The organism is Brevibacterium sanguinis, from assembly GCF_003315415.1.
In the GTDB taxonomy this organism is placed as follows: Bacteria; Actinomycetota; Actinomycetes; order Actinomycetales; family Brevibacteriaceae; genus Brevibacterium; species Brevibacterium celere_A.
The window spans coordinates 72217-94371 of sequence record NZ_QNSB01000012.1; the positions used below are offsets into that span (position 1 = coordinate 72217).

Sequence of the window (22155 nt, forward strand, 5' to 3'; positions counted from 1 at the left end):
CCGTCGCTTCACCGGCTGTCACTGCGGCCTGCACCGATCCGATAGTTCTCGTTCGGCGATGCCAACCAGACGATTGTACTATTGTCACAACCTGGAATCATTTCTGCGTCATTTCTGTCGTCGCCGACGCCCACGGAATCGATCTGCCTTCCGTCGCCTCGTCGTGGACGACCGGCGTCGAGCGGTCCCGGGTCGGCCCTGCGAACGTTGCTCCGACGAGCGAACGAGAGGAACTCACCATGGCCGAATCTCCGATTCGCACCGCGCGTACGGCACTGTGGCATTTCCGCAACGGCGGGATCGACGCCGTGTCGAAGTGGAGGAAGCGTCGGTCGATCCAGCAGGCGACCGCCGCCGTCTCCGAGAAGGTGACCGCGGGACGTCTGGCGGACCAGGTTCTCACCGAGCTCTTCCCCGCGCTCCCCCTGCCTCAGCGTCGGCCGGTGTTCGCCGACGTCAGGGTTGGAGTCATTCTCGACGAGTTCTCCGCCATGAGCTTCGGATTCGAGTGGACCGCGGTGCCGCTGACCCGGACCGGGTGGAGAGAGGAACTCGAGTCCGTGGACTTCGTCTTCGTCGAATCGGCGTGGAACGGGAACTCGGGTGATTGGAAGTACCAGCTCACAAGCACCAGAGGACCGAGCGCCGAGGTCGTCGAGCTCCTGTCCGACTGCAGGTCCCGCGGCATTCGCACCGTGTTCTGGAACAAGGAGGATCCGCCTCACTTCGACGATTTCCTGCCCGTTGCCCGACTCTGCGATGTCGTGTTCACGAGCGATGAGCGTCTGCTGCCCGACTATCGGAGGGAACTCGGTCACGCCAACGTCGCCGTGCTCCCGTTCGCGGCACAGCCGGCCATCCACTCCCCCGCCCGCCCCGCCAAGGGAGCCGCGGCGCGCGACATCGCGTTCGCCGGAATGTACTTCGCCCACAAGTACCCGGAACGCCGCGAACAGATGGATCTGCTTCTCGGAGCTGCCGAGGCGGTGTCCGGGCGGATGGAGCATGGACTGGAGATCTTCTCCCGATTCCTCGGTGACGACGCCCGCTACCAGTTTCCCGACTCCCTGGCGGATCGTGTAGTCGGGTCCCTGCCCTACTCCCACCTGCTCACCGCCTACAAGCACTACAAAGTCTTCCTCAACGTCAACTCGGTCGTCGACTCCCCCAGCATGTGTGCCCGCCGGATCTTCGAGATCACGGCAGCCGGCACTTCGGTCGTCACCACCCCGAGCGCCGCGACGAGCGAGTTCTTCCCCACCGATGAGGTCGCCCAGCCGGAGACCCGTGAGGACGCGGAGTGGACGCTGCGCGCACTAGTCCGCAGCAAGGAGCTGCGCGATCGAATGGTGCACAAGGCTCAACGCCGGATCTGGCAGCAGCACACGTACTCACATCGGGCCATGACGGTGATGGATGCGCTCGACATCGAGTACGCCCCTCCCTTCCCGACCTCCGTGTCCGCAGTCGTCTCCACCAACCGTCCCGACCACCTCGGCGGGATCCTCTCCACACATGCCCGTCAGGTGCATCCCGACCGCGAGCTCGTGCTGGTGGCCCACGGTTTCGATGTCCCTGCCGACCTCGAGGCCCGAGCGAAGGACGCCGGAGTCGAGAACCTCACCGTGGTCACGGTCGACGCCGAGCAGCCGCTTGGGGAGTGTCTCAACAGGGGAATCGCCATTGCTTCTGGTGAAGTCATCGCGAAGATGGATGACGACGACATCTATGGCGACCAGTATCTCTCCGACCAACTGGCGGCGATGAGATACTCGAACGCGGATCTGGTCGGCAAACAAGCTCATTATCTGCACCTCCAGGCCCATGACGTCGTTATCTGCCGGTTCCCCGAACGCGAGCACCGCTACACAGACTTGGTGATGGGTCCGACGCTGATGGCGAGGAAGGAGACATTGGAGGAGTTCCCGTTCGCGGCAAGGACCCTCGGTGAGGACACCGAGCTCCAACAGCGTCTCGTCACCTCGGGGGCTCGGATCTATTCAGCAGATCGATTCAATTTCGTCCAGGTCAGGGCGGGCCATTCTCACACCTGGTCTGTCGACGACCACCTGCTTCTGGCCAACGGAGATGTCCACTCATTCGGGTTCGCGCCGAGCCACTACTGCTTCTGAGCTCCTCCCAGGAACTCTTTGAGCAACGCCACACAGCGGCCGGCCGACAAACCGTCTCCATAAGGGTTCACGGCATTCGCCATCACTTTGTAAGCAGCTGGGTCATCGAGCAGTTCGCTGACTTCGGAAACAATGCGATCCGTCGCAGTTCCGATGAGCTTCACTGTGCCGGCATCGACAGCTTCAGGTCGTTCGGTGTTCTCACGAAGTACCAGGACCGGCTTTCCGAGGCTGGGGGCCTCCTCCTGGATTCCACCGGAGTCGGTCAGGATAACCGTTGCGCGCGCAATGAGCTGGGAGAACTCGCCGTACTCGACGGGCTCGATCGAGATGATGTTCGAGAGCCCCTCGATCTCGGGTTCGATCGAAGCCCGCACCTTCGGATTCTTGTGCGCAGGCCAGACGATGACGAGATCGGGATACCGAGTCGCAAGCGCATGGAGCGCCTTGCCGATATTGACCATATTCTCGCCGAGGTTCTCCCTGCGATGCGTCGTCACGAGGAGCACCCGGCGCTCGTCGTTCGATAGTTCCGCCAGTTGCGGCAGGCTAAAGTCCACTGGCCGCGCCACTGCCCACTTGAGCGCGTCGATCACTGTATTTCCCGTGACGTGGACGAGGTCATCCGCCACACCTTCCGTGAGCAGGTTGGCCCGCGAGACTTCTGTCGGAGCGAAGTGGAGCTTGGCGATCTGGGAAACCAGTTTCCGATTGGCCTCCTCGGGGAAAGGAGAATCGATGTCGCCGCTGCGTAGCCCCGCTTCCAAATGAACAACGGGGATCTCTCGGTTGAAGGCCGCGATCGCAGTCGCCATCACGGTGGTCGTATCGCCTTGGACTAGCACTGCATCAGGGCTGTGCTCCTCGAGTACTTTGTCCATCTCCACGATGACACGACCCGCGATGCCGTTGAGCGTCTGGCCGTGAGCCATGAGATTGAGGTCGACATCAGGCACGATATCGAAGACCTCGTTGACCTGATCGAGCATCTCCCTGTGCTGAGCAGTGATCACCACGATCGGGGTGAGATCCGCGTCCGACTCCAATGCCTTGATTACGGGAGCTACCTTGATCGCCTCTGGACGCGTCCCATACACCACCATCACACGCGGGCTGTCACTGCTGTGGTCCATGTTCAATCTCAATCCTTCGTAGCTGCTGTCGGCAGCGTTCTAGTGGTGACTGCCAGATTTCAAGGTCAGATCGCGTCACTACGCCGCGCGTACTCGAACAACATAGCATCGCGTAATTTCGGTCGAGGAAACTGTCCTCGCGGCATACGGACCTGCTTTTCGCAAGAGCCAAAAACTTCACTATCATTCAAATGTGATCCGACACGGCCGTTGGCTGCAGATCGATCGTCGGCCGGCCTCACAACCGATTCGAACGCCTTCAAGCCACTGGAGCCCTGCGCTATGGTCAATCCAACCACGACTCTCCGCCCGTCCGTCGCCGTCATCGGTCTCGGATACATCGGGCTCCCTACCGCCGCAGTGCTCGCCAGTTCGGGAGCAGACGTGGTCGGCGTCGACATCAATCAGCGCACGGTTGATGTCATCAACGCAGGAGAAGTGCCCTTCGTCGAACCCGATATGGCCACGGTCGTTGCCGGTGTCGTCTCTCAGGGTCACCTCAGAGCGACGACCGAGACCCCTCACGCGGACAACTACATCGTCGCGGTGCCGACGCCGTTCAAAGACGGGATGAAGCCGGACCTGTCGTACATCGAGACGGCCGGACGACAGATCGCTCCCCTGCTTCAGGGCAATGAACTCGTCATCCTCGAGTCGACCTCGCCTCCCGGTGCCACCGAGTTCCTCGCTGAAACAGTGCTGTCTGAGCGTCCCGACCTCACCTTGACTCCGGGCAACCCGCATTCGATCTACTTCGCCCACTGCCCGGAGCGAGTGCTGCCGGGACGGATCATGATCGAGCTGCGCACCAACGACCGCATCGTCGGCACCCTCAACGGGGAGGCCGGCGAGCGAGCCCGGGAACTCTATGAGCTCTTCTGCGAAGGAGAGTTCCTCATGACTGATGCTCGGACGGCCGAGATGGCAAAGCTGACGGAGAACGCCTACCGCGACGTGAACATCGCGTTCGCCAATGAGCTGTCAGTGATCGCCGACAACCTCGACATCAACGTCTGGGAACTCATCGAGCTTGCCAACCACCATCCGCGCGTCAACATCCTGCAGCCGGGGCCAGGCGTTGGCGGACACTGCATCGCCGTCGATCCGTGGTTCATCGTCGCCAGCGACGAGAAGAACTCGTCGCTGATCAGAACCGCGCGCGAGGTCAATGACGCCAAACCGCAGTTCGTGCTCGACAAGGTCCTCCCTCAGGCTCGGCGGATCAACGATGTGCAGATCGCAGCCCTAGGCCTCGCATTCAAGCCCAACATCGACGACCTGCGCGAGAGCCCTGCCCGTCATATCGTCAACCAGCTGGCCGATGAACTGCCCGGTGCGAACATCATGGCCGTCGAGCCCAATATCGACGCACTGCCTGCGGAGCTCGAGACCCGTGAGAATGTCACGCTCTCTGAGCTCAACTCCGCAGTCAAGGTCGCGGACATCGTTCTGCTGCTCGTCGACCACCACGAGTTCGTCCGCCTCGACCCGGCGTCGCTGGCGCAGAAGATCGTTCACGATACGCGGGGCGTGTGGCGGTGACCCTAGCGTTACACCATTGTGATCGATTACCGCGTGCTTTAACACTGCTAGCACTAGACCGGATAGATCAAACTCGATCTGCCTACTCACGGGCGATCAACTTGTCAAGCTTTGCTGAAGCCGAGAGCGCCGCGGTAACACCGGCGGCGATACCTCCAAGCACCGCTTCCGGGACCTCAGTGCCCAAGTCGGAGAGTACGAAAAAGCTGCTGGCTGCGACGATCAGTCCAATAATCGCGGCCGTTGAAACAATCCCAGCCGCGCGCAGACTAATCAACCCTTCACTGGACCGCGGCGAACGAATCTTTCGAACCATTGTTTGGCCCTCCCTTCTCGGTTTGATGTTCCCATCGTGACGCTCCGAGGCCTTGCCACTCAACAACCGATCGAGGTAACATCAACACGCCAGTCGATTTAGCTACAAGTAAGTCGTTGCGAAGTTGCAACTGGCGGGTTGGGTTCTACAGGTTGAGGTGATTTTTTGGCTTCTGAAACGCCGATCTCAGTCCAATCTCCCCTCGCTGGACCAACCTCAAAGCGTGAACTGCAGGCCTGGCGAAAACGGTCTCGCTCGTTCGCCGAAATCTCGGATTCCGCGGCAAGAGTTACGCAGATCCTGAACGGAATCAATGTTCCGCGAAGTGAACCTCTCGTTTTGAGACGTGGGTTTTCTTACTCGGAGACCCCGATAGCGGAATACGCAGGCGATGATCGTAAAACTCCGCCGAGGGAGGTACGACCGCCTGCCACCCGGCTAATGAATGGACAGGGGCCTGCACTGCGATTAGTATTAACTGCGATTTCGCTCGCGCAGGCTCAGGACAGACGGCCTGGGACTACCTTTAGAAACCGGTGGCCGGTCTTTCCCGATAGCCCGAGAGAGTACGGCTGGTGCGATTTCATTGCATCGCCTGCAACCACTACAAGTAACCAAACTAAGCATTACATTACGGACAGACGGAAGCGAAAAGGGCAAGTCAACCGTGCTCTGAAAACAATTCAGAACGCGAAACTCATTCAGTTGCCCTCCGACAAATCTGGACGGTTTCAACTCCTAGACGAGACGGCTGGAGCTTCTCGCCCACACGCTGAACTAATGCCCTACTCGATCCCAAGCAAGAGTGAACCGACGCTGGTTCTACCTGAGGGATTCATCGCTAACGGGTGGCTGCACATCCTACGAGACAGCGAGATCGCACTGATACTAATGCTTTCCTGCGGCGAAGGAAAGCTCGAAGGAGAGGATCCCGGACTGATAGCGATACCCAGCGATACTCGCTTACGCCATTACGGACTCGGCCGCGAATCGTTTAGTGCCGCACATCCCATTCTCCGCGCCCTGGGATTGCTCAAGCAGTCAGGACAACCTCGCAATTCCGCCGGCCGAATTGTCGGTTTCGATCCAGAGGATACTCATCAACTCCACCGACTGCAGCTCATCCCTGAGGGGTTCAAATCGGACGCAGTCGAAGTCGCACGCGAAGTTTTTGGTCGCAAAGTTCTTGATAGTTCCTCTAGACATGCTGGCAACTTCGATTGAGCTGTTTCATATTGTTTTGCTACTTTTCCTAGCGACTTCGCCTAGCAACCCGCTCCAACTCCCGCGCAAGACCCAGCTCCCTCCACAACGCCGGATCGTGAGTGACGTTGTGGCTCCAATACGGCTCGTCGATGTGCTTCACGGTGACGTTTGGGGCGCTGGGCAGGCGCTGGGCGGCTCGGGCCAATGCAAGCACGAGGTCGAACTTCAGCCGGATGTCGACGACTCGGTCGACCTTGCCCAGCATCTGCGTCAGCGGTGGGTGCACCGGAGCGCTGAGGAACACCACCTCGTCGATCGCAGCTCCGGCATTCACTGCGCGGGCGACGAGCTCACTTCCGTAACTGAACGCGAACAACGTGTGCAGACCATTGCCGCCGCTCGCTGATTCGGTCCAGCGGAGGAAGCGCTGACCGCCGATCACTCTCTGCTCCGCGCTCAACGCACCCGACCACGAGAACTCCTGACCGCCGTCATAGAGGTCAGGCCTGACCTCCTCCTTCACATACGTGTGGAAATCGCCTCCTGGATACCACCAGGCGTCCTTCCAACCCCACGTCCCATGGACCATCGTCGACATCGCACCGGAGCCAGGCCCTCGCGTTACTGCCGATACCCGTCGTGTGCCTGCCTCATCTCCGGACGTGGTCGGAACCGTCGGTTGGTAGAGGAAGGGCGCCATCGCGAACTCTCGCACGATCGGGTCCGCCGATGCCTGCCCCTGACTCACTCGCTGTCGAGCCAACCCTCGGATGTCCTCCACCACCTGTTGATGGTCGGACGGCTGAGCACCAGACCGGTGCAGAGTCCGGTCGAGGGCGGCCGTGCAGTGGCTCTGCCAGTCCTCCCCTGACCAGTCCGGCAAATAATGTGCCGCACCGACCAGAGGCACGGAGGTGAGGATCGCCGCGGCCGCAGCGACCGATTCCCGTTCCAGATCGCTGGCGAGGCCCGCAACGAGGAACGCCAAGCGCGCCCGCGGCGTCCGAGTGTCGTGGAGGTCGGCGAAGGCTCGATCTCGCAGCTGCGAACAGCTGCCTTCATAGGCGTCAAGCAGGTACTGCGTCTCGCCGGCCCGCTGATCCTGAGCGTTCAGGGACTGGCGCTGCTCGAGCAGCTCAGGGGGAAGCCCGAATCTCGGAAGCGTCTCGGGCGGGATTACGGCGGCTGCTGGAGCTCCATGGGAGTTCGGTCCCGGACCCAGGGCGGCCATGACGGCGAACCGGGCGGCGTTGGTGCCTTCATTCTCCAGGGCGGACTCGATCGAGCCGCGCTCACTGCGGATCGAAAAGGTCTCCACCGCCTCGGCGCCCTTCTACTTGAAGTTCTCGTACTCCTTGACGACGTCCTCGGTGGGACCGTCAGCACGGAGCACGCCCTTCTCGATCCAGATCGTCCGGTTGCACGTGTCTTTGATCGAGCGCATCGAGTGCGAGACGAGGAAGACGGTGCCGGCATTCTCGCGGATCTCGCGGATCTTGCCCTCACTGCGCTTCTGGAACTGCTTGTCGCCGACGGCAAGCGCCTCGTCGACGATGAGGATCTCGTGCTGGACGGCCGTGGCGATGCCGAACTTCAGGCGCTGGGACATGCCCGAGGAGTACGTGCGCATCGGCATGTCGATGAAGTCGGCGAGCCCGGTGAATTCGACGATGTCGTCGTACTTGGCCGCAACCTCTTCGCGGCTCATGCCCAGGGCCAGGCCGCCGAGGATGATGTTGCGCCCACCGGACAGGTCTCCGATGAGGGCGGCCCCGACGCCGAGGAGGTTGGGCCGAGCGCTGGCGTAGACGGCACCTGATGAGGTCGGTGTCAGTCCGGTGATCGTGCGCATGAGGGTCGATTTGCCCGACCCGTTGCTGCCGATGATCCCGATCGACTCATTGGCGTGGGCGACGAAGCTGACGCCCTTGAGGGCATGCACCTCACGCAGCTCACGCTTGCGCTGGAGGAAGCCGCTCGCGGTCCCCAGTGCCAGCTTCTTGCCCGTTGCCAGAGTCTTGTACTTGACGTGGACGTCGTCGCAGATGACGACGGGCGGATCGGTCTGCTCGTCGGTCTCGGGTGCAGTCATCTCTGCCTCACTCATCGCGACCATACCTTTCCTCGGCCTGCCAGAAGAACACGAAGCCGAAGACGAACACCACCACGGCCCAGACGGAGAGGTTGAAGAAGTACTCGTAGGGGATCTCCATGCGCTCCATGAGGATTCCGCGGCTGATGGCGAGGACGTTGTTGAGGGGGTGCCAGTCCGCGAACGCCTGCCAGCCCGGCGCGACCTTCTGGATCATGTCGTTGAGGTCGAAGAACACTCCCGAGGTGTAGAAGATCATGCGAGAGATGAAGGGGATGACCTGGCTGAGGTCCCGGAAGTGGACCGTGATGCGGGCGAAGATGAACGCGACGCCCTGGTTGAACACCCAGAAGATGAGCACCAGCGGGATGAAGAGCAGCCATTCCCAATTGGGGCGGGCACCCCAGATCGTCGCGAGGATGATCATCAACGCCAGCGTCGGCATGAAGTTGAGCAGGTTCTGCATCACCGTGGCGATCGGCAGCACGATGCGCGGGAACGGCAGCGATTGGACCAGGGACGCGTTCTGGATGATCGACTTCGCTCCGCCGTTCATCGACGAGTTGAAGAATTCGAGGGAGAAGACGCCGATGATGACGAAGGGCACGAAGTCCTGAGGCCGAGCGCCGACGCCGGCCATGATGACGCCGAAGACCGTGCCGTAGATCAGAGCCGAGAATGCCGGCCGGAGGACGACCCAGAGCATGCCGAGGCGATTGCGTTCGTTCTCGCTCTGGATCCGATAGCGCGCCAGCGTCAGCGTGAAGTCGCTGCGCTGCCACAGCTCCTTGATGTATTCGGGCAAAGACGGCCGCCCACCCACTCGTTCGAGCCCGTGCTCGGCAGCAAGCTTGGCCATATCCATGAAAAGAAGGTCTCTCGTCGGCGACTGTTTACGAACAAAGGAAGTCTATGCGATCGTCCACACCGACGCTCACAGTCGGCTGTGAGCCTTGAGGTCGAAGTCGGGGTCCTCGATCTGCGCCCGGGTCGGAATGTGGTTACCATCCAGTACGCGTCGGGCGGCTGCCTGCATGGGAGGCCATCCGAGGGTCTCGACGCCGATGAGAAGCGCCTCAGGCTCCGGGCCGGCGAAGTGGAAAACCTGCATCTTCTTGCCGTCCGGGTGCGGCTTCGTCAGTGTTCCTTCGACGTCCGGCCTGGTCAGACCGGCGGTGAAGACCTTCTCCGGCCCTTGGAAGCTCCAATGCCAGGGCACGTCCGACCACGGCTCGTCGGTCTCGCCCATGAGGTGCTGCGCCAGGTATCGTCCGTGGGTCTCGGCTACGGGCTTGCACGCCCAGGGATGGTCGAGGGCGTAGGGGCCCGCGCTCACTCGTGCGCAGTCGCCGGCCGCCCAGACGCCCGGGTGCGATGTTGCCAATTTCTCATCGACGTCCCACGCGAATTCGGGCATCTGGCCGTTGATCGGGATGAGCTCGGGACGCGCGCCGACGCTTGTCACCATGAGATCGTGGACCCCGGCGGGGATGTCCGCCGGGTCCGTGAGGCCGGTGACGAACCGGACGCCGGCGTCGCGGTGCCTGGCGACGAGGGCGTCCCTGACCGGCTTCGACAGCTGTCGGCGCAGCGGTTCGGTCCCCCGGAGGTAGACGGTGGCCAGGTGTCCGGCGGCCACGGCCGAGGTCGCGACCTCCATGCCGAGATACCCCGAACCGAGCACCCCGACATCGAGCTGGTCCGTCGCCGCATCGACCTGTGCCCGGATCCATTCCGCCTCGCCGAGGTTGTAGACCGGCAGTGCGTCCGGATACCCGGGCACGTGCGGGGCATTGGCCTCCATCCCCGTGGCGAGGATGCAGTGGGTGAACGCGATGGACTCCCCCGTGTCAAGGTCGACGGTGCCGACGACCTCCGGGTGGCCCGCCTCGGCGAGCGACCGATCACCGGGCGGGGAGGGAACGGTCTGCTGGGAGCTGTGAGCCGCCTCGGCGAGGGTGATCTGCAGGGCGCGAGCCCGCACGAGTGTCACCAGGTCCGAGGACCCGAGGTGGTAGGGCAGGTGGTAGCGCCCACCGTCGAAGAGGTGCTTGGACAGGGGCGGACGCTCGTAGGTCTCCCCCGCTCGCGGATCGATGAGGGTCACGGCCTGACCGCGGTCGCCGAATTCGCGTGCGGCAGTCGTGCCGGCCAGTCCTGCTCCGATGATGACGATGCGTCTGCCCATGTCCCCATCGTATGGGTGCGGCACTCACCGACGGTGCTTAGACTGGATTCATGAGTGATGAGACTTCGGTTCAGGTGACAGAGATCCCCGAGGGCGCGCCCATCCTCGATGTGCGCGAGGACGACGAGTGGGAAGCCGGCCACATCGAAGGTGCCCTGCACATTCCGCTCGCCGATCTTCCCGCCCGGTACGACGAGGTGCCCCTCGATGAGGATGTGTACGTGATCTGCCGCACCGGCGGGCGCTCCCGCCGCGCGGTGGCGTGGCTCAACGGCAACGGCTTCGACGCGATCAACGTCACCGGCGGCATGGGGGCATGGAACCTCGACCACGGCAAGCCGATCGTGTCGGAGACCGGGGACGAACCCTGGGTGAAATAGGGCGGGCCCGGACCACGAGGACGCTGCGCCGCCTCGGCGTCGCGATCCTCCTGCCCTGCGCAGCCCTGTGCGCACTCCTCATCCTGTTCCCCTCCGGGAAAGTCGTCTCCTATGCCAACTTCAAGGTGTGGGAGGCGTTCCAGGCCGCGTTCGGCTGGCTGCCCCACGCCGAGCTGTTCACGACCGGGCGCCTGGAGAGGGTGTGGAACGTCGTCATGTTCATCCCCCTGGGATTCGGACTGGTCCTCCTGTGGCCGCACTGGTGGTGGGCCTCGGTGCTGCTGCTCGCCAGCATCGCCATCGAAGGCGTCCAGTATGTCTTCTACCGAGGCGTGCGCCTGCCCGAGGCCTGGGACATCGTGACGAACGCCCTCGGCGGACTCATCGGTGTCGCCGCGGGATTCGTCGTCCTGTGGCTGTGCCGATCGGGCGATGATGGGGCGTCGACGGACGATGCTCCGGGTCGGGACGACGACGCGGGCTCGGACAGTGGGGCGGGTCGGGAGCGGACCTGATCCGGTGGGCCGGGATGCGAGCGGGACTGCGGTGAACGCGACGGGAGCAAGCCCGAGGTGAGCTGTGATCGTCCACCATTCAAGACCTCGGGGTCGGGGACTGTGTGGCGGGGCGGGGATTTGGCAAGGTAGGGACATGACTACTCGCGCCGGCCAACTCGCCCAGGATCGGGACCTCGTCGACATCCCCGCCCTTCTCGACTCGTACTACGATCTCGTGCCCGACCCCTCGGTGCCGGCGCAAGCCGTGAGCTTCGGCACCTCCGGACACCGCGGTTCGAGCTTCAATCGCGCATTCAACGAGGCCCACATCGCCGCGATCACCGCCGCGATCGTCGACTTCCGCCGCGACCACGGCACCCGCGGGCCGATCTTCCTCGGCCGCGACACCCACGCGCTCAGCGAACCGGCGTTCCTCACCGTCCTCGAGGTCCTCGCCGCCGCCGACGTCCCCGCGCTCATCGACGAGCGCGACGGCTTCACCCCCACCCCGGCGGTCTCCCACGCGGTCCTCGGGTTCAACGCCGGCAAGAGCCGCACCGAGGCGCAGGCCGACGCGATCATCGTCACCCCCAGCCACAACCCGCCCTCCGACGGCGGCATCAAGTACAACCCGCCCCACGGCGGGCCGGCCGGCACGGACACGACGAAGTGGATCGCCGACCGCGCGAACTCCTACCTCGAAGCCGGGTGGGAGAAGATCCCGCGCAAGTCCTTCCAGCGCGCCTTCCACCTGGAGAACACCGAGAACTTCGACTTCGTCTCCAACTACGTCGGCGACCTGCCCTCGGTCATCGACATCGATGCCATCCGCGGCTCCGACATCAGGATCGGCGCCGACCCCCTCGGCGGGGCCAGCGTCGACTACTGGGCGGCGATCGCCGAGGACTACGACCTCAACCTCACCGTCGTCCACCCCGAGGTCGATCCCGCGTGGAGCTTCATGACCCTCGACTGGGACGAGAAGATCCGCATGGACTGCTCCTCCCCCTACGCGATGGCCGGCCTCATCGCCTCCCGCGGCGACTACGACATCGCCACGGGCAATGACGCCGACGCCGACCGGCACGGGATCGTCACCCCCGACGCCGGCCTGATGAACCCCAACCACTACCTGGCGACCGCGATCGACTACCTCCTCGAGACGCGGACCGGGTGGCCCGCCTCGGCGGCGATCGGCAAGACCCTGGTCACCTCGTCGATCGTCGATCGCGTCGTCGCCGCCCGCGGCCGGAAGCTGTTCGAGGTCCCGGTCGGGTTCAAGTGGTTCGTCCCCGGGCTGCTCGACGCGAGCATCGCCTTCGGCGGTGAGGAGTCGGCCGGCGCGTCGTTCCTCCGCCGCGACGGCAAGGTGTGGTCGACGGACAAGGACGGGATCATCCTCGCCCTGCTCGCCGCGGAGATGACCGCGAAGACGGGGAAGTCGCCGTCCCAGCGCTACGCGGAGCTCGCCGCGAAGCACGGCACGAGCGCCTATGCGCGGCAGGACGCCCCGGCCACCCGGGAGCAGAAGTCGCGGCTCGGCTCGCTCAAGGCCGACGAGGTGGGCGCCTCGACCATCGCCGGCGAGCAGGTCGAGGCGGTGCTCACTTCGGCGCCGGGCAACGACGCCCCCATCGGCGGGCTCAAGGTGACGACGGAGAACGCATGGTTCGCGGTCCGGCCCTCGGGCACGGAGGACGTCTACAAGATCTACGCGGAGTCACTGCGCGACAAGGACCACCTCAAGCAGGTGCAGAAGGACGCGCGGACGCTCGTCGACTCCGTGCTGGGGTGAGGCGACCGGCGGCTCCCTTCGGAAGGAAGGGAGCCGCCGGTCTCGTCTCTGATCAGGCCGCTCTCGGCGGCCGAGCGCTCAGAGGTGCTGCTCGGGAGCGGTCTCGACGTAGTCGGCGAGGGTGTCGTTCTTGAACGCCTCGCGGACCTTCTCGAGCTCCGCCTCGTCGACCTTGATGATCGACTGCCCGTCGGACGAGCGGCCCACACCGGCGGTCGGCGCGGTGAAGAACTGGATGTCGCCGGGGCGCACGTCCCGCATCTCGAATGCGGTCGCGGAGATGTACTGGGCGGTGAGCTCGCTGTCGACGTACATGTACGGGGCGAAGTCGGTGACCATGTCGGCGATCTTCTTCGGGTTCGACAGGGTGTCGGCCGAGATCATCGTGGAGATCAGTCCCTTGATGAAGGCCTGCTGATTGCGTGCGCGCTGGAAGTCGCCGTCGGAGAACTGCTTGCGCTCGCGGACGAAGGCCAGCGCCTCCTCGCCGTTGAGGTGGTTCTCGCCCTGCTGGAACTCGTAGCCGTTGGTGCTGAAGGCCTGCTCGGAGTTGACGGTCACCCCGCCGAGGCTGTCGGTGAGTCCCTTGAAGCCCTCGAAGTCGATGACGGCGACATGGTCGAGCTCGGTGCCGATGAAGTCGGAGACGGTGGACACGGCCAGGGGCAGACCGCCGTAGGACAGCGCGGCGTTGATCTTCGCCTTGCCGTGGCCCTCGATGTCGACCCAGGTGTCACGCGGGATCGACATCACCTGGACATTCGACCCGGACTCGGGCAGGTGCATGACCATCATCGAGTCGGAGCGCAGTCCTCGGCTGTCGTTCATGTCGACGTCGCTCATCGGCTCGTCGGAGCCGAGCAGCAGGATGTTCGTCCCGCCGGCCTTGTCGTCCTTCTTCTCCCCGCGTACCTTGCCGAATACTTGCTCGTCGGTTAGCTGGTTGGCCGCCTCGTTGAAGTTGCGGCCGATGCTCCACACATAGGCGCCGACCCCGAGGACCGCGAGAACGACGACGACGATCGCTCCGACGAGGACCTTGCGCCACACCCGCCGCTTCTTGCGGGGTGGTTCCTGCTGCTGTTGGTCTGCCTGTTCGCCGAAGAGATCGTCGAAACTGCTGTTGTCCGTCATCGGCACTCCAGTCGTGTCAAGAGGGGTGGTGCTGCGCTGTCATCCGGCGCGTCAAGGGAAAAGATGATCGCACTCATTGTATAGTCAGGCGGCTTTCACTATTTTCCGGTCAGTGCTGGGTGGCTGGGCGGCGGGGTGGACCGGTGCTGGTAATGGTTCTGGAGCTGGTGACGGTCCTGGAGCTGGTGACTGGACTCACCGAAGATTCGGCGACCGACTACTGTACCGACCGGACGGTTATAGATAGACTTTCCTGGTGTTCAACAACTATCGGGAGATCCTGTCACTTCCCGGTGCCCTCAAGTTCTCCTTGGCCGGTCTTGTTGCACGTATGCCCATCGCGGTTCTGGGCCTCGGCATCGTCCTGTTCATCCAGGGTGTCAGCGGCTCCTACGGTCTGGCGGGCATCGTCACCGCCGTGTACATGATCGTCCAAGCACTTGCCGGCCCGGTCATCGCACGTCTGGTCGACCGCCGCGGACAGGCGAAGGTCATGGTGCCGATCGTCGTCACCCACCTCGTCGCCCTGCTCCTGCTCATCTTCTCCGTCTACGGGGGCTGGTGGGTCGGCTTCGTCTTCCTCTTCGCCGGCATCGGCGGTGCCACCGTCGGTTCCGTCGGTTCGCTCGTGCGCTCCCGCTGGTCCCACCTCGTCGGCTCCCCCAAGCAGCTGCAGACCGCATTCTCCTGGGAGTCGGTGGCCGATGAGCTCCTCTTCGTCACCGGCCCGGTCCTCGCGACCGTCCTGGCCACGGCCGTGTGGCCGCCTGCCGGTGTCATCTTCTCGATGATCACCACCGCCGTGGGCTCAACTCTCCTCTACATCCAGAAGTCGACGGAACCGCCGCCCATCGAGCGCAGCACCGAGCCCAAGGGCCATGTGTTCTCCAACCCGGGCATCTTCACGATCATCATCGTCAACGTGTTCCTCGGCGTGAACTTCGGCGCCATCGACGTCATCGCCGTCGCGTTCTCCGACGAACTCGGGCTCAAGCCCCTGTCCGGGGTCCTGCTCAGCGCGTTCGCCCTCGGCTCCCTCATCTCCGGTGCCCTCTACGGCGCCCGGAACTGGTCCTCACCGACTCATCACCGCTTCGGCTTCACCGTCTCGCTGCTCGCCATCGGCACGTGCGTCATGCTGCTGGCCCAGGGCATGGTGTCGTTCGGGATCATCCTCTTCTGCGTCGGCTTCTCGATCGCCCCGAGCCTCATCGGCGCCAACTCCGTCATCGAGCAGCTCGCCCCGCCGAGGCGACTGACCGAGGCATTCGCCTGGCTCGGCACCTCGCTGGGCTTCGGCGTCGCCTTCGGATCCGCGATCGCCGGCAACATCATCGACGCCTATGGGGCACAGACCGCGATGCTCCTGCCCGCCGGGTGCGCGCTCATGGGCGCGATCCTCGCCCTCTGCCTGCTCAAGCTCCTCAACCCCAAGCGCTCGAGCCACGAGGTCCGGCTCAACCGCAAGGTCCAGCTCAAGGACTGAGCCCTGGCGGGGCCGAGTGGTTCTGTGGCCCGTCGAGCCGGCAGTGCTCCTCCTGCGCACGCCGGGCGGCGCTGCAACGTCGAAGGGCGGGATGGACGGATGCGCTGGGTGGTATATCCGCCGGGCGTCGTCTACTCCGCGTCGTCCGCGAGGAAGATGTTTTCAGGCGTTGAGTATGTCGAGCCGAATGAGAAAACTCGCCATTCGTGTTCGGGGCTCAATCTCGCAAGTGTCAGTGCGATCATCCCAGTTTGAGAACCGGAGTTCATCGCTCTGAGCAGGGGGTCGTTTGAGCGAACAAGCTTCATATATGCGACCCTATCGGGATCGTCAATGGCAAACTCGACTCCCTCTGCAAGGCCATACCCCTCAAGCACCTTCGATAGTTGCCGTCGATTGGGAAAGTCGCTCGCCCGGTGACACAAACCACGAATATCCTTTCGCTGGCCCACCCCCAGAACTGCCGTATACCACCTCCAGGCGACGGTTCTCGGATTCATGAGATTGTCGATTCCATCGGGATAGAAGAGGTCTTCCTCGCTTACCGTTGTTGAGGATTCGGGAACGTACAGGAACGCCGTTTCGCCCAGTCCTGCCGGGTCCTCAAGTGCGGTGGAGGCGAACTGCGGAACTGGCCCTCGAAGCGCGATCAGCAAATCCTGAACAGTAGCAGGCGGACGAGACCGAGACCGAACTGTGTCGTGGAGTACCTGCAGAGTCTCCCGACCGAAGAGATCCAGCAGATCAAGAAGCAATTGGTCCGGATGGACGACTTCCACGTCGAAGACTGCGGCCGATTCCTGCGGGAAGTCTTTGAGGTTAGCTGTGACCAGCAGATCCGCCCCTCCACGTACTGCTCCTGCCAGTACGTGTCTGTTTTTCGCATCGCACTTCATAGCCTCAATCAGAGACTGGTAACCCTCGACTGACGCTTCTGGGAATGCTTCTTTCATCAATTGCACTCGCCGCGACGCTTTGCTGCTCGACAATCCGAATTTCATCGTCAGACATCGTTCAACTTCGCCCAGAACCTCATCGGTCCACAACGGATAGAACAGATCGGCTTCAGCCATTCGGAGGAGCAGATCGCACAGATTGATTGGCACCAGCACACAGGCGTCGACGAACACCCGCAAGCCGCTCATCGAGTCTCCGCGAAGCCTAAATCCCTGGCGGGGCGGAAGTCCTCTGCATCGTGGTCCATCTCGTCCAGAGCATGCCGTCGCTTTACCCGCCTCTGCTCCTGAAACTCCAACACATCCTTGAGCGCGAGACGTCGATGCCGTCCCCGCATCTCATACGCGATCTCACCATGATCCAGGTACTTGATCAGCGTGGGACGCGATACCCCGAGGATCTCCGCTGCCTGCTGCGTCGTCAACGACTGCTGCTTCGACGATATCGCGACAGCGTCGCCCCTTTCGAGAACAGCCAGGGCCTGGTCAAGGGCCTGCGCCACTTCTCGAGGAACATTTGCGCGCCGTGAGTCTGAGGCGCTCAGAGTCATCGGTCCATCTGACCGCAGGATTTCGCGCAACTGAGAGTACCCTGCTTGGTCCGCCGGGAACGTGACATCGTCGCGCGAAACGCTCATAAGGCAATGATATTCGCAATTAACGCAACCCGCTAGGGGTGCGGAGCTGAGAGACAGCGGCTGCTCTGGATACAATTCCCTGCCAGCCAGCTGCGCACCTCCCGGCTCAACCGGCCCTGTTTCTTCCGCGGCTACTTTTGGTGAGTCTCGTGCAGACCTTTTCATCCCGTGCCGACCGCGTAGTGTCGGTGATCCGAACAGTTGCAGTCGGATCCGACAAGCAGCAAGACGGCTTGTGGTCCGTCGACCTCTGTTCGCAGTCGCACACCGTCACCGGATGGAGGACTGATGATCACGAGAGGACACGTCGCCGACGTGTCGGCCCGCGATCTCCGATCGAGCGCTGCTCTCTGATCTGCTCCAGACCCCCGGCAATGAGCGGATCGCCCGATCACAGGCGAGACACCCGAACGAGGAGGAAGCGTGATGAGCAACCAGAATTTCCCTGAGGACCCCCTGTCAGGTCGCACCGAGAGAGACGATCCTCTGACGCGAGACACACGGACCGCAGTCACGGACCCAGTGACGGGGGCACCGCTTCCGTCGCGCTCGGAAGTCCATTCGCACCGCCGCTCGGACTCGCCGTCGACCACGACAGGGCAGAGCACCTCGGCGAGCGAGAACCCGACAGCGCAGGCGGCGAAGGACGAGGCCCGACAGGTCGGTCAGGAAGGCGCCGAGGCGGGCCGCCACGTCGCCGAGACCGCCAAGGGTGAGGCCAGGAACGTCGCCGAGGAGGCGAAAGGGCAGGCCAGGAGCCTGGTCCACACGTTGCGCGAAGACCTCAACGATCAGGCGAGCACCCAGCAGAAGCGCGCCGCCGAGGGACTGAAGTCCGTCAGCGACGAGCTGCGTTCGATGGCCGAGAACTCCGAGCAGGACGGCGTCGCCACCCAGTGGGTGAGGGAGGCCGCGGGCAGGCTGGGAGGAGTGGCCAGCTGGCTCGATGAGCGGGATCCCTCGTCGCTGCTCGAGGAGACCAAGCGCTTCGCCCGCAACCGCCCGGGCACGTTCCTGGCGATCGCGGCGGGAGCCGGCCTCATCGCCGGCCGCCTCGCCCGCAGCCTCAAGGAGAACAGCAGCGACGGCTCCGGCGGGGGTTCCTCGACGTCCGGCGGCTCCGGTGCGGGTTACGGGTCTCCCTCCTCCACCTCGGGTGCGGGTTACGGGTCCCGCTCATCCACCTCGGCGAGCGAGAGCACCGCCGGCTATGGCGGCGTGACCACGAGCGGACCGGCTCAGGCCGGTGTCGGCTCCGTGCCCGACGTTCCCACTCAGGCGCCCCGGCTTCCCGCGGATCCGCCGAGCTCGGCGCCGAGCCGCGTCCAGCCGACGTTCCCCGATGACACCGCTCGAGGACTGAGCTGAGGAGGCACGAAGCAATGACCGAACCACGGAATCATATGCCGGGCCACCCCGACGCCGGCGCTTGGCCGGCGGACGCACCCGCACCCGGACACGACCCGAGCCACGCGCAGGATCCCGAGGAGCGCGCCCGCAACGAATCGCTGGGCGACATGCTCAAGGAGGTCAGCCAGGATCTCTCCACGCTCATCCGCCAGGAGATCGAGCTGGCCAAGGCCGAGATGCGCGAATCCGCCACCAAGGCGGGCAAGGGCGCCGGGATGTTCACCGGTGCCGCCCTCAGCGGCTACATGGTGCTCCTCTTCCTCTCACTGGCCCTGTGGGCCGGCATCTCGAATCTCACCGGCCGGGTGTGGGCAGCGATCATCGTCGCCGTCATCTGGGCGATCGTCGCCGGCGTCCTCGCCATGGTGGGCAAGAAGGAGCTGAAGGACGTCGACGGCGTTCCTCAGACCACGGAGACCGTCAAAGAGATCCCAGAAGCATTCAAGTGAACAGGGGCGATGAATCATGAGTCAGTCACCAGAGGAAATCCGCCGACAGATCGAAGAGACCCGCGCAGAGCTGGGCGCAGACGTCGACGCCGTGCAGGAGAAGGTCAGCCCGTCGTCGATCGCCCACCGCAGCATGGACGGAGTCCGGGGCAGGGTCGGCGAGCTCAAGTCGAAGATCATGGGCGAGGCCGACCATGCCGGTCACGCTGCCGGGGACAAGGCCCAGCACGCCCAGCATGTCATGCAGGACAAGGCCCATGAAGCCGCCGAGGCGGTCCAGGGAGCTCCCCGGCAGGTGCGGCAGCAGACCCAGGGGAATCCCGTCGCCGCGGGCCTCATCGCCTTCGGCGCCGGCATGCTCGCCGCCGCCCTGCTGCCGGTCAGCGAGCGGGAGAAGGAGGCGACCGAGCGGATCAAGGAGAAGTCCGAGCCGCTGGTATCCGAGGTCAAGGAGGCAGCCCAGAACGTCGCTCAGGACATGAAGGAGCCGGCGCAGGAGGCTGTCGAGCAGGTCAAGGGCACGGCGCAGGATGCCGCGCAAAACGTCAAGAGCGAGGGGCAGGACGCTGCCGAGCAGGTGAAGGGACGGGCCGAAGAGGCGAAGACGCACGTCCGCGAATCCAGCGGCTCGGGCCAGTCGGGGCAGTCCGGCCAGTCAGGATCGTCCGGCCAGTCGGGGTCCGGTTACTCGGGCCAGTCGGGGCAGTCCGGGTCCGGGTACACCGGTCCCACGGGCACCCAGCCCTCCAGCCGTCCCGACGTCACCGGCACCACGGGCCTTCCCGGATCGACGGGCGAGGATCCGTTCTCGAGGCAGCCCGGCGGCTCCGGCTACCCCTCCGGCCGACCCGACACCCAGGGCGGCAAGCACCAGGCCTGACGGGCTCAACCGGGCGCTCAAGCAGTCGGGCGCCCGAACGGACAGCGGCTCCGGTGGATCGTCCACCGGAGCCGCTGGGCGTCCACCCGTCATTCCACGAGCTTGCCCTCCTGACTGACCTCCCGCATGAGAGCGGCGATCTCGGGATCGACCGGCGGGATGTCCTCGCGCACGACCCCGGTCTCGGGCGACCACACGAGGTTGACCTGCAGGCTCTCGTCGAGCTCCGGGAAGTCACTGCGATTGTGGCAGCCGCGGGTCTCCCGGCGCTCGAGCGCGCATTCGAGCGTCGCCCGGGCAGCGAGCACCGAGGACTTGAGGTCGAAGGCGTGCGCCAGATCGGCGTAGCCGGCGATGTCGGGATGGATGCCCACCCGCTCCAGCCGCTCCTCGATCTCGGCGAGCTTCTCGAGGCCGGCGAGCAGCCCCGCCTCGTCGCGGACGACTCCCGCGTGCTCGGTCATGAGGTTGCGGACCTCGCGCTGCAGCGCCCGGACGTTCTCCGGGCCATCGGAGGCGAGCAGGTCATCGATCTGGGCCCGCGCCTCGGCGAGGGAGTCCTGGGATCGCACCTGGGCCTCGAGCTCATCGGCGTACGAGACGGCGGATCGCCCGACGATCCGCCCGAAGACGAGGAGCTCGATGAGGGAGTTGCCGCCGAGGCGGTTGGCCCCGTGGAGCCCGGACGAGGCCTCGCCGATGGCCCACAAGCCTTCGACGTCGGTGCTGTGGTCGACCGGGTCGACCCACACCCCGCCCATCGAGTAGTGCGCGGTGGGCGCGATCTCGATGGGGCTGACGGTGATGTCGAGCATCTGCGTCTCCATGAGCGTCTGGTAGACGCGGGGCAGTCGGTTCATGATCGTCTGCCGCGGCAGGTGGGAGACGTCGAGCCAGACGCCGCCGTTGTCCGTCCCGCGCCCCTCGGCGATCTCCGTGTAGGCGGCGAGTGCCACCCGGTCCCGGGTCGAGAGCTCCATCCGCTCGGGATCGTAGCGTTCCATGAAGCGCTCGCCGAGGCGGTTGCGCAGGATCCCGCCCTCCCCGCGGGCGGCCTCGGAGACGAGGGTGCCGGCGGCGTTCTCGGGTTCGATGATGCCCGAGGGGTGGAACTGGACGAGCTCGGCGTCGCGGAGCCGGCCGCCGGCCTCGACGGCCAGGCGGAACGAGTCACCGGTGTTCTCATCCCGGCGTGAGCTGGTCCGCCTCCAGATCCGGTTGTGCCCGCCGGCGGCGAGGATGACGGCGTCGGCGTGGATACGGTACCGGGAGCCGTCGACGAGGTCGAAGCCGTAGGCGCCGAAGATCCGTCCGTCGGCGACGAGCAGCTTGGTGATGTAGACGGTGTCGAGGATGGGGATGTTCAGTGCTTCGCTGCGGGCGACGAGGGTGCGCTGGATCTCGAGCCCCGTGTAGTCACCGGCGAAGGCGGTGCGGCGGAAGGTGTGGGCGCCGAAGAAGCGCTGGGAGATCCGCCCGTCGTCCTCCTTCGCGAAGTCCATGCCGTAGCGCTCGAGGTCGGCGATGCCCTGGGCAGCGCCCTGGGTGACGATCTCGACGGTGCGCGGGTTGGCGAGGCCGTAGGACTCCCTGATCGTGTCCGCGGCGTGCTGCTGCCAGGAGTCGTCGGGGTCCATCGTGCCGAGGGCGGCGTTGATCCCGCCGGCGGCCAGCGAGGTGTGGGCGTCGTGCTTGGGCCGTTTGCCGACGGCGAGGACGTCGACGCCGGCCTCGGCGATCTCGATCGCGGCGCGCAGCCCCGAGCCGCCGGTGCCGATGACGAGCACCGAGGTGGTGAGGACGTGTTCGCGAGTGTCGCGGCGGACTGGCCGCGGTTGCTTGGATGTGGGCGTGGTGCGCTGTGGTGTGGGCATGCTTCCACGCTAGGAGCGCACCCATGATACGTCCAATGCATTGTTTC

The 22155-nt window shown here is 64.4% G+C and carries 19 protein-coding genes; 9 read left to right on the top strand and 10 right to left on the bottom strand.

What is annotated here, in order from left to right:
- The first annotated feature begins 239 nt into the window (after window positions 1-239).
- Window positions 240-2132 (top strand): glycosyltransferase family protein, encoded by a 1893-nt coding sequence (locus DFO65_RS14715; protein ID WP_181778745.1) that lies wholly within the window; start codon window positions 240-242, stop codon window positions 2130-2132.
- Here the strand turns inward: DFO65_RS14715 and wecB are convergent.
- Window positions 2120-3265, bottom strand: a complete 1146-nt coding sequence (gene wecB / locus DFO65_RS14720) for a non-hydrolyzing UDP-N-acetylglucosamine 2-epimerase (RefSeq protein ID WP_245940804.1) — start codon at window positions 3263-3265, stop codon at window positions 2120-2122. The two genes, DFO65_RS14715 and wecB, sit on opposite strands and share 13 nt — an antisense overlap.
- A gap of 282 nt (window positions 3266-3547) precedes the next feature.
- Here wecB and wecC point away from each other — a divergent pair, with 282 nt between their 5' ends.
- Entirely contained in the window at window positions 3548-4807 is a 1260-nt protein-coding gene (gene wecC, locus DFO65_RS14725) for a UDP-N-acetyl-D-mannosamine dehydrogenase (protein WP_113905206.1), read from the top strand.
- Between the two features lie 82 nt (window positions 4808-4889).
- Here wecC and DFO65_RS16985 read toward each other — a convergent pair whose 3' ends face one another.
- The 5 genes from DFO65_RS16985 to DFO65_RS14745 form a co-directional block, all read right to left on the bottom strand.
- Window positions 4890-5123: a hypothetical protein gene (locus tag DFO65_RS16985; RefSeq protein WP_147233372.1), complete on the bottom strand. Its 234-nt coding sequence runs from the start codon at window positions 5121-5123 to the stop codon at window positions 4890-4892.
- Between the two features lie 1252 nt (window positions 5124-6375).
- Entirely contained in the window at window positions 6376-7647 is a 1272-nt protein-coding gene (locus tag DFO65_RS14730; RefSeq protein WP_113905207.1) for a hypothetical protein, read from the bottom strand.
- A 15-nt stretch (window positions 7648-7662) separates the two neighbouring features.
- Window positions 7663-8436, bottom strand: coding sequence for an ABC transporter ATP-binding protein (locus DFO65_RS14735; RefSeq protein ID WP_113905238.1), 774 nt, complete (start codon window positions 8434-8436; stop codon window positions 7663-7665).
- The gene (locus tag DFO65_RS14740; protein WP_113905208.1) at window positions 8429-9286 is read right to left on the bottom strand and encodes an ABC transporter permease; all 858 of its coding nucleotides are present in this window, start codon (window positions 9284-9286) and stop codon (window positions 8429-8431) included. Before DFO65_RS14740 ends, DFO65_RS14735 begins: the two co-directional genes overlap by 8 nt.
- A gap of 69 nt (window positions 9287-9355) precedes the next feature.
- The gene (locus DFO65_RS14745) at window positions 9356-10609 is read right to left on the bottom strand and encodes an FAD-dependent oxidoreductase (RefSeq protein WP_113905209.1); all 1254 of its coding nucleotides are present in this window, start codon (window positions 10607-10609) and stop codon (window positions 9356-9358) included.
- A 50-nt stretch (window positions 10610-10659) separates the two neighbouring features.
- Here DFO65_RS14745 and DFO65_RS14750 point away from each other — a divergent pair, with 50 nt between their 5' ends.
- From DFO65_RS14750 to pgm, 3 genes are all read left to right on the top strand, one after another.
- On the top strand, window positions 10660-10989 hold the full coding sequence (locus DFO65_RS14750) for a rhodanese-like domain-containing protein (protein WP_113905210.1): 330 nt from the start codon (window positions 10660-10662) through the stop codon (window positions 10987-10989).
- A complete protein-coding gene (locus DFO65_RS14755; RefSeq protein WP_113905211.1) occupies window positions 10926-11504 on the top strand; it encodes a VanZ family protein in 579 nt (192 codons plus the stop codon). Before DFO65_RS14750 ends, DFO65_RS14755 begins: the two co-directional genes overlap by 64 nt.
- 136 nt (window positions 11505-11640) lie before the next feature.
- Window positions 11641-13281: a phosphoglucomutase (alpha-D-glucose-1,6-bisphosphate-dependent) gene (gene pgm / locus DFO65_RS14760; protein ID WP_113905212.1), complete on the top strand. Its 1641-nt coding sequence runs from the start codon at window positions 11641-11643 to the stop codon at window positions 13279-13281.
- 78 nt (window positions 13282-13359) lie between these two features.
- Here the strand turns inward: pgm and DFO65_RS14765 are convergent, their stop codons facing one another.
- Complete coding sequence (locus DFO65_RS14765; RefSeq protein ID WP_113905213.1) at window positions 13360-14415, bottom strand: LCP family protein; 1056 nt, start codon at window positions 14413-14415, stop codon at window positions 13360-13362.
- Between the two features lie 256 nt (window positions 14416-14671).
- Between DFO65_RS14765 and DFO65_RS14770 the strand changes: the two genes are divergently transcribed.
- Window positions 14672-15901: an MFS transporter gene (locus DFO65_RS14770; protein WP_113905214.1), complete on the top strand. Its 1230-nt coding sequence runs from the start codon at window positions 14672-14674 to the stop codon at window positions 15899-15901.
- A gap of 131 nt (window positions 15902-16032) precedes the next feature.
- Here DFO65_RS14770 and DFO65_RS14775 read toward each other — a convergent pair whose 3' ends face one another.
- Together DFO65_RS14775 and DFO65_RS14780 are read right to left on the bottom strand one after the other, a co-directional pair.
- Window positions 16033-17046 carry a PIN domain-containing protein gene (locus DFO65_RS14775; RefSeq protein ID WP_113905215.1) on the bottom strand — a complete coding sequence of 338 codons (1014 nt, stop codon included), beginning with the start codon at window positions 17044-17046 and terminating at the stop codon, window positions 16033-16035.
- Window positions 17043-17495, bottom strand: coding sequence for a helix-turn-helix domain-containing protein (locus DFO65_RS14780; protein ID WP_181778746.1), 453 nt, complete (start codon window positions 17493-17495; stop codon window positions 17043-17045). Before DFO65_RS14780 ends, DFO65_RS14775 begins: the two co-directional genes overlap by 4 nt.
- A gap of 522 nt (window positions 17496-18017) precedes the next feature.
- On the opposite strand from DFO65_RS14780, the gene DFO65_RS14785 reads away from it, so the two are divergent.
- The 3 genes from DFO65_RS14785 to DFO65_RS14795 are packed head-to-tail and all read left to right on the top strand — an operon-like array spanning window position 18018 to window position 20234.
- Window positions 18018-18863, top strand: coding sequence for a hypothetical protein (locus tag DFO65_RS14785; RefSeq protein WP_147233374.1), 846 nt, complete (start codon window positions 18018-18020; stop codon window positions 18861-18863).
- 14 nt (window positions 18864-18877) lie between these two features.
- Window positions 18878-19354 (top strand): phage holin family protein, encoded by a 477-nt coding sequence (locus DFO65_RS14790; protein WP_113905218.1) that lies wholly within the window; start codon window positions 18878-18880, stop codon window positions 19352-19354.
- A 16-nt stretch (window positions 19355-19370) separates the two neighbouring features.
- On the top strand, window positions 19371-20234 hold the full coding sequence (locus tag DFO65_RS14795) for a DUF3618 domain-containing protein (RefSeq protein WP_113905219.1): 864 nt from the start codon (window positions 19371-19373) through the stop codon (window positions 20232-20234).
- 89 nt (window positions 20235-20323) lie between these two features.
- Here the strand turns inward: DFO65_RS14795 and DFO65_RS14800 are convergent, their stop codons facing one another.
- Complete coding sequence (locus DFO65_RS14800; protein ID WP_245940806.1) at window positions 20324-22108, bottom strand: L-aspartate oxidase; 1785 nt, start codon at window positions 22106-22108, stop codon at window positions 20324-20326.
- Window positions 22109-22155: the final 47 nt, after the last annotated feature.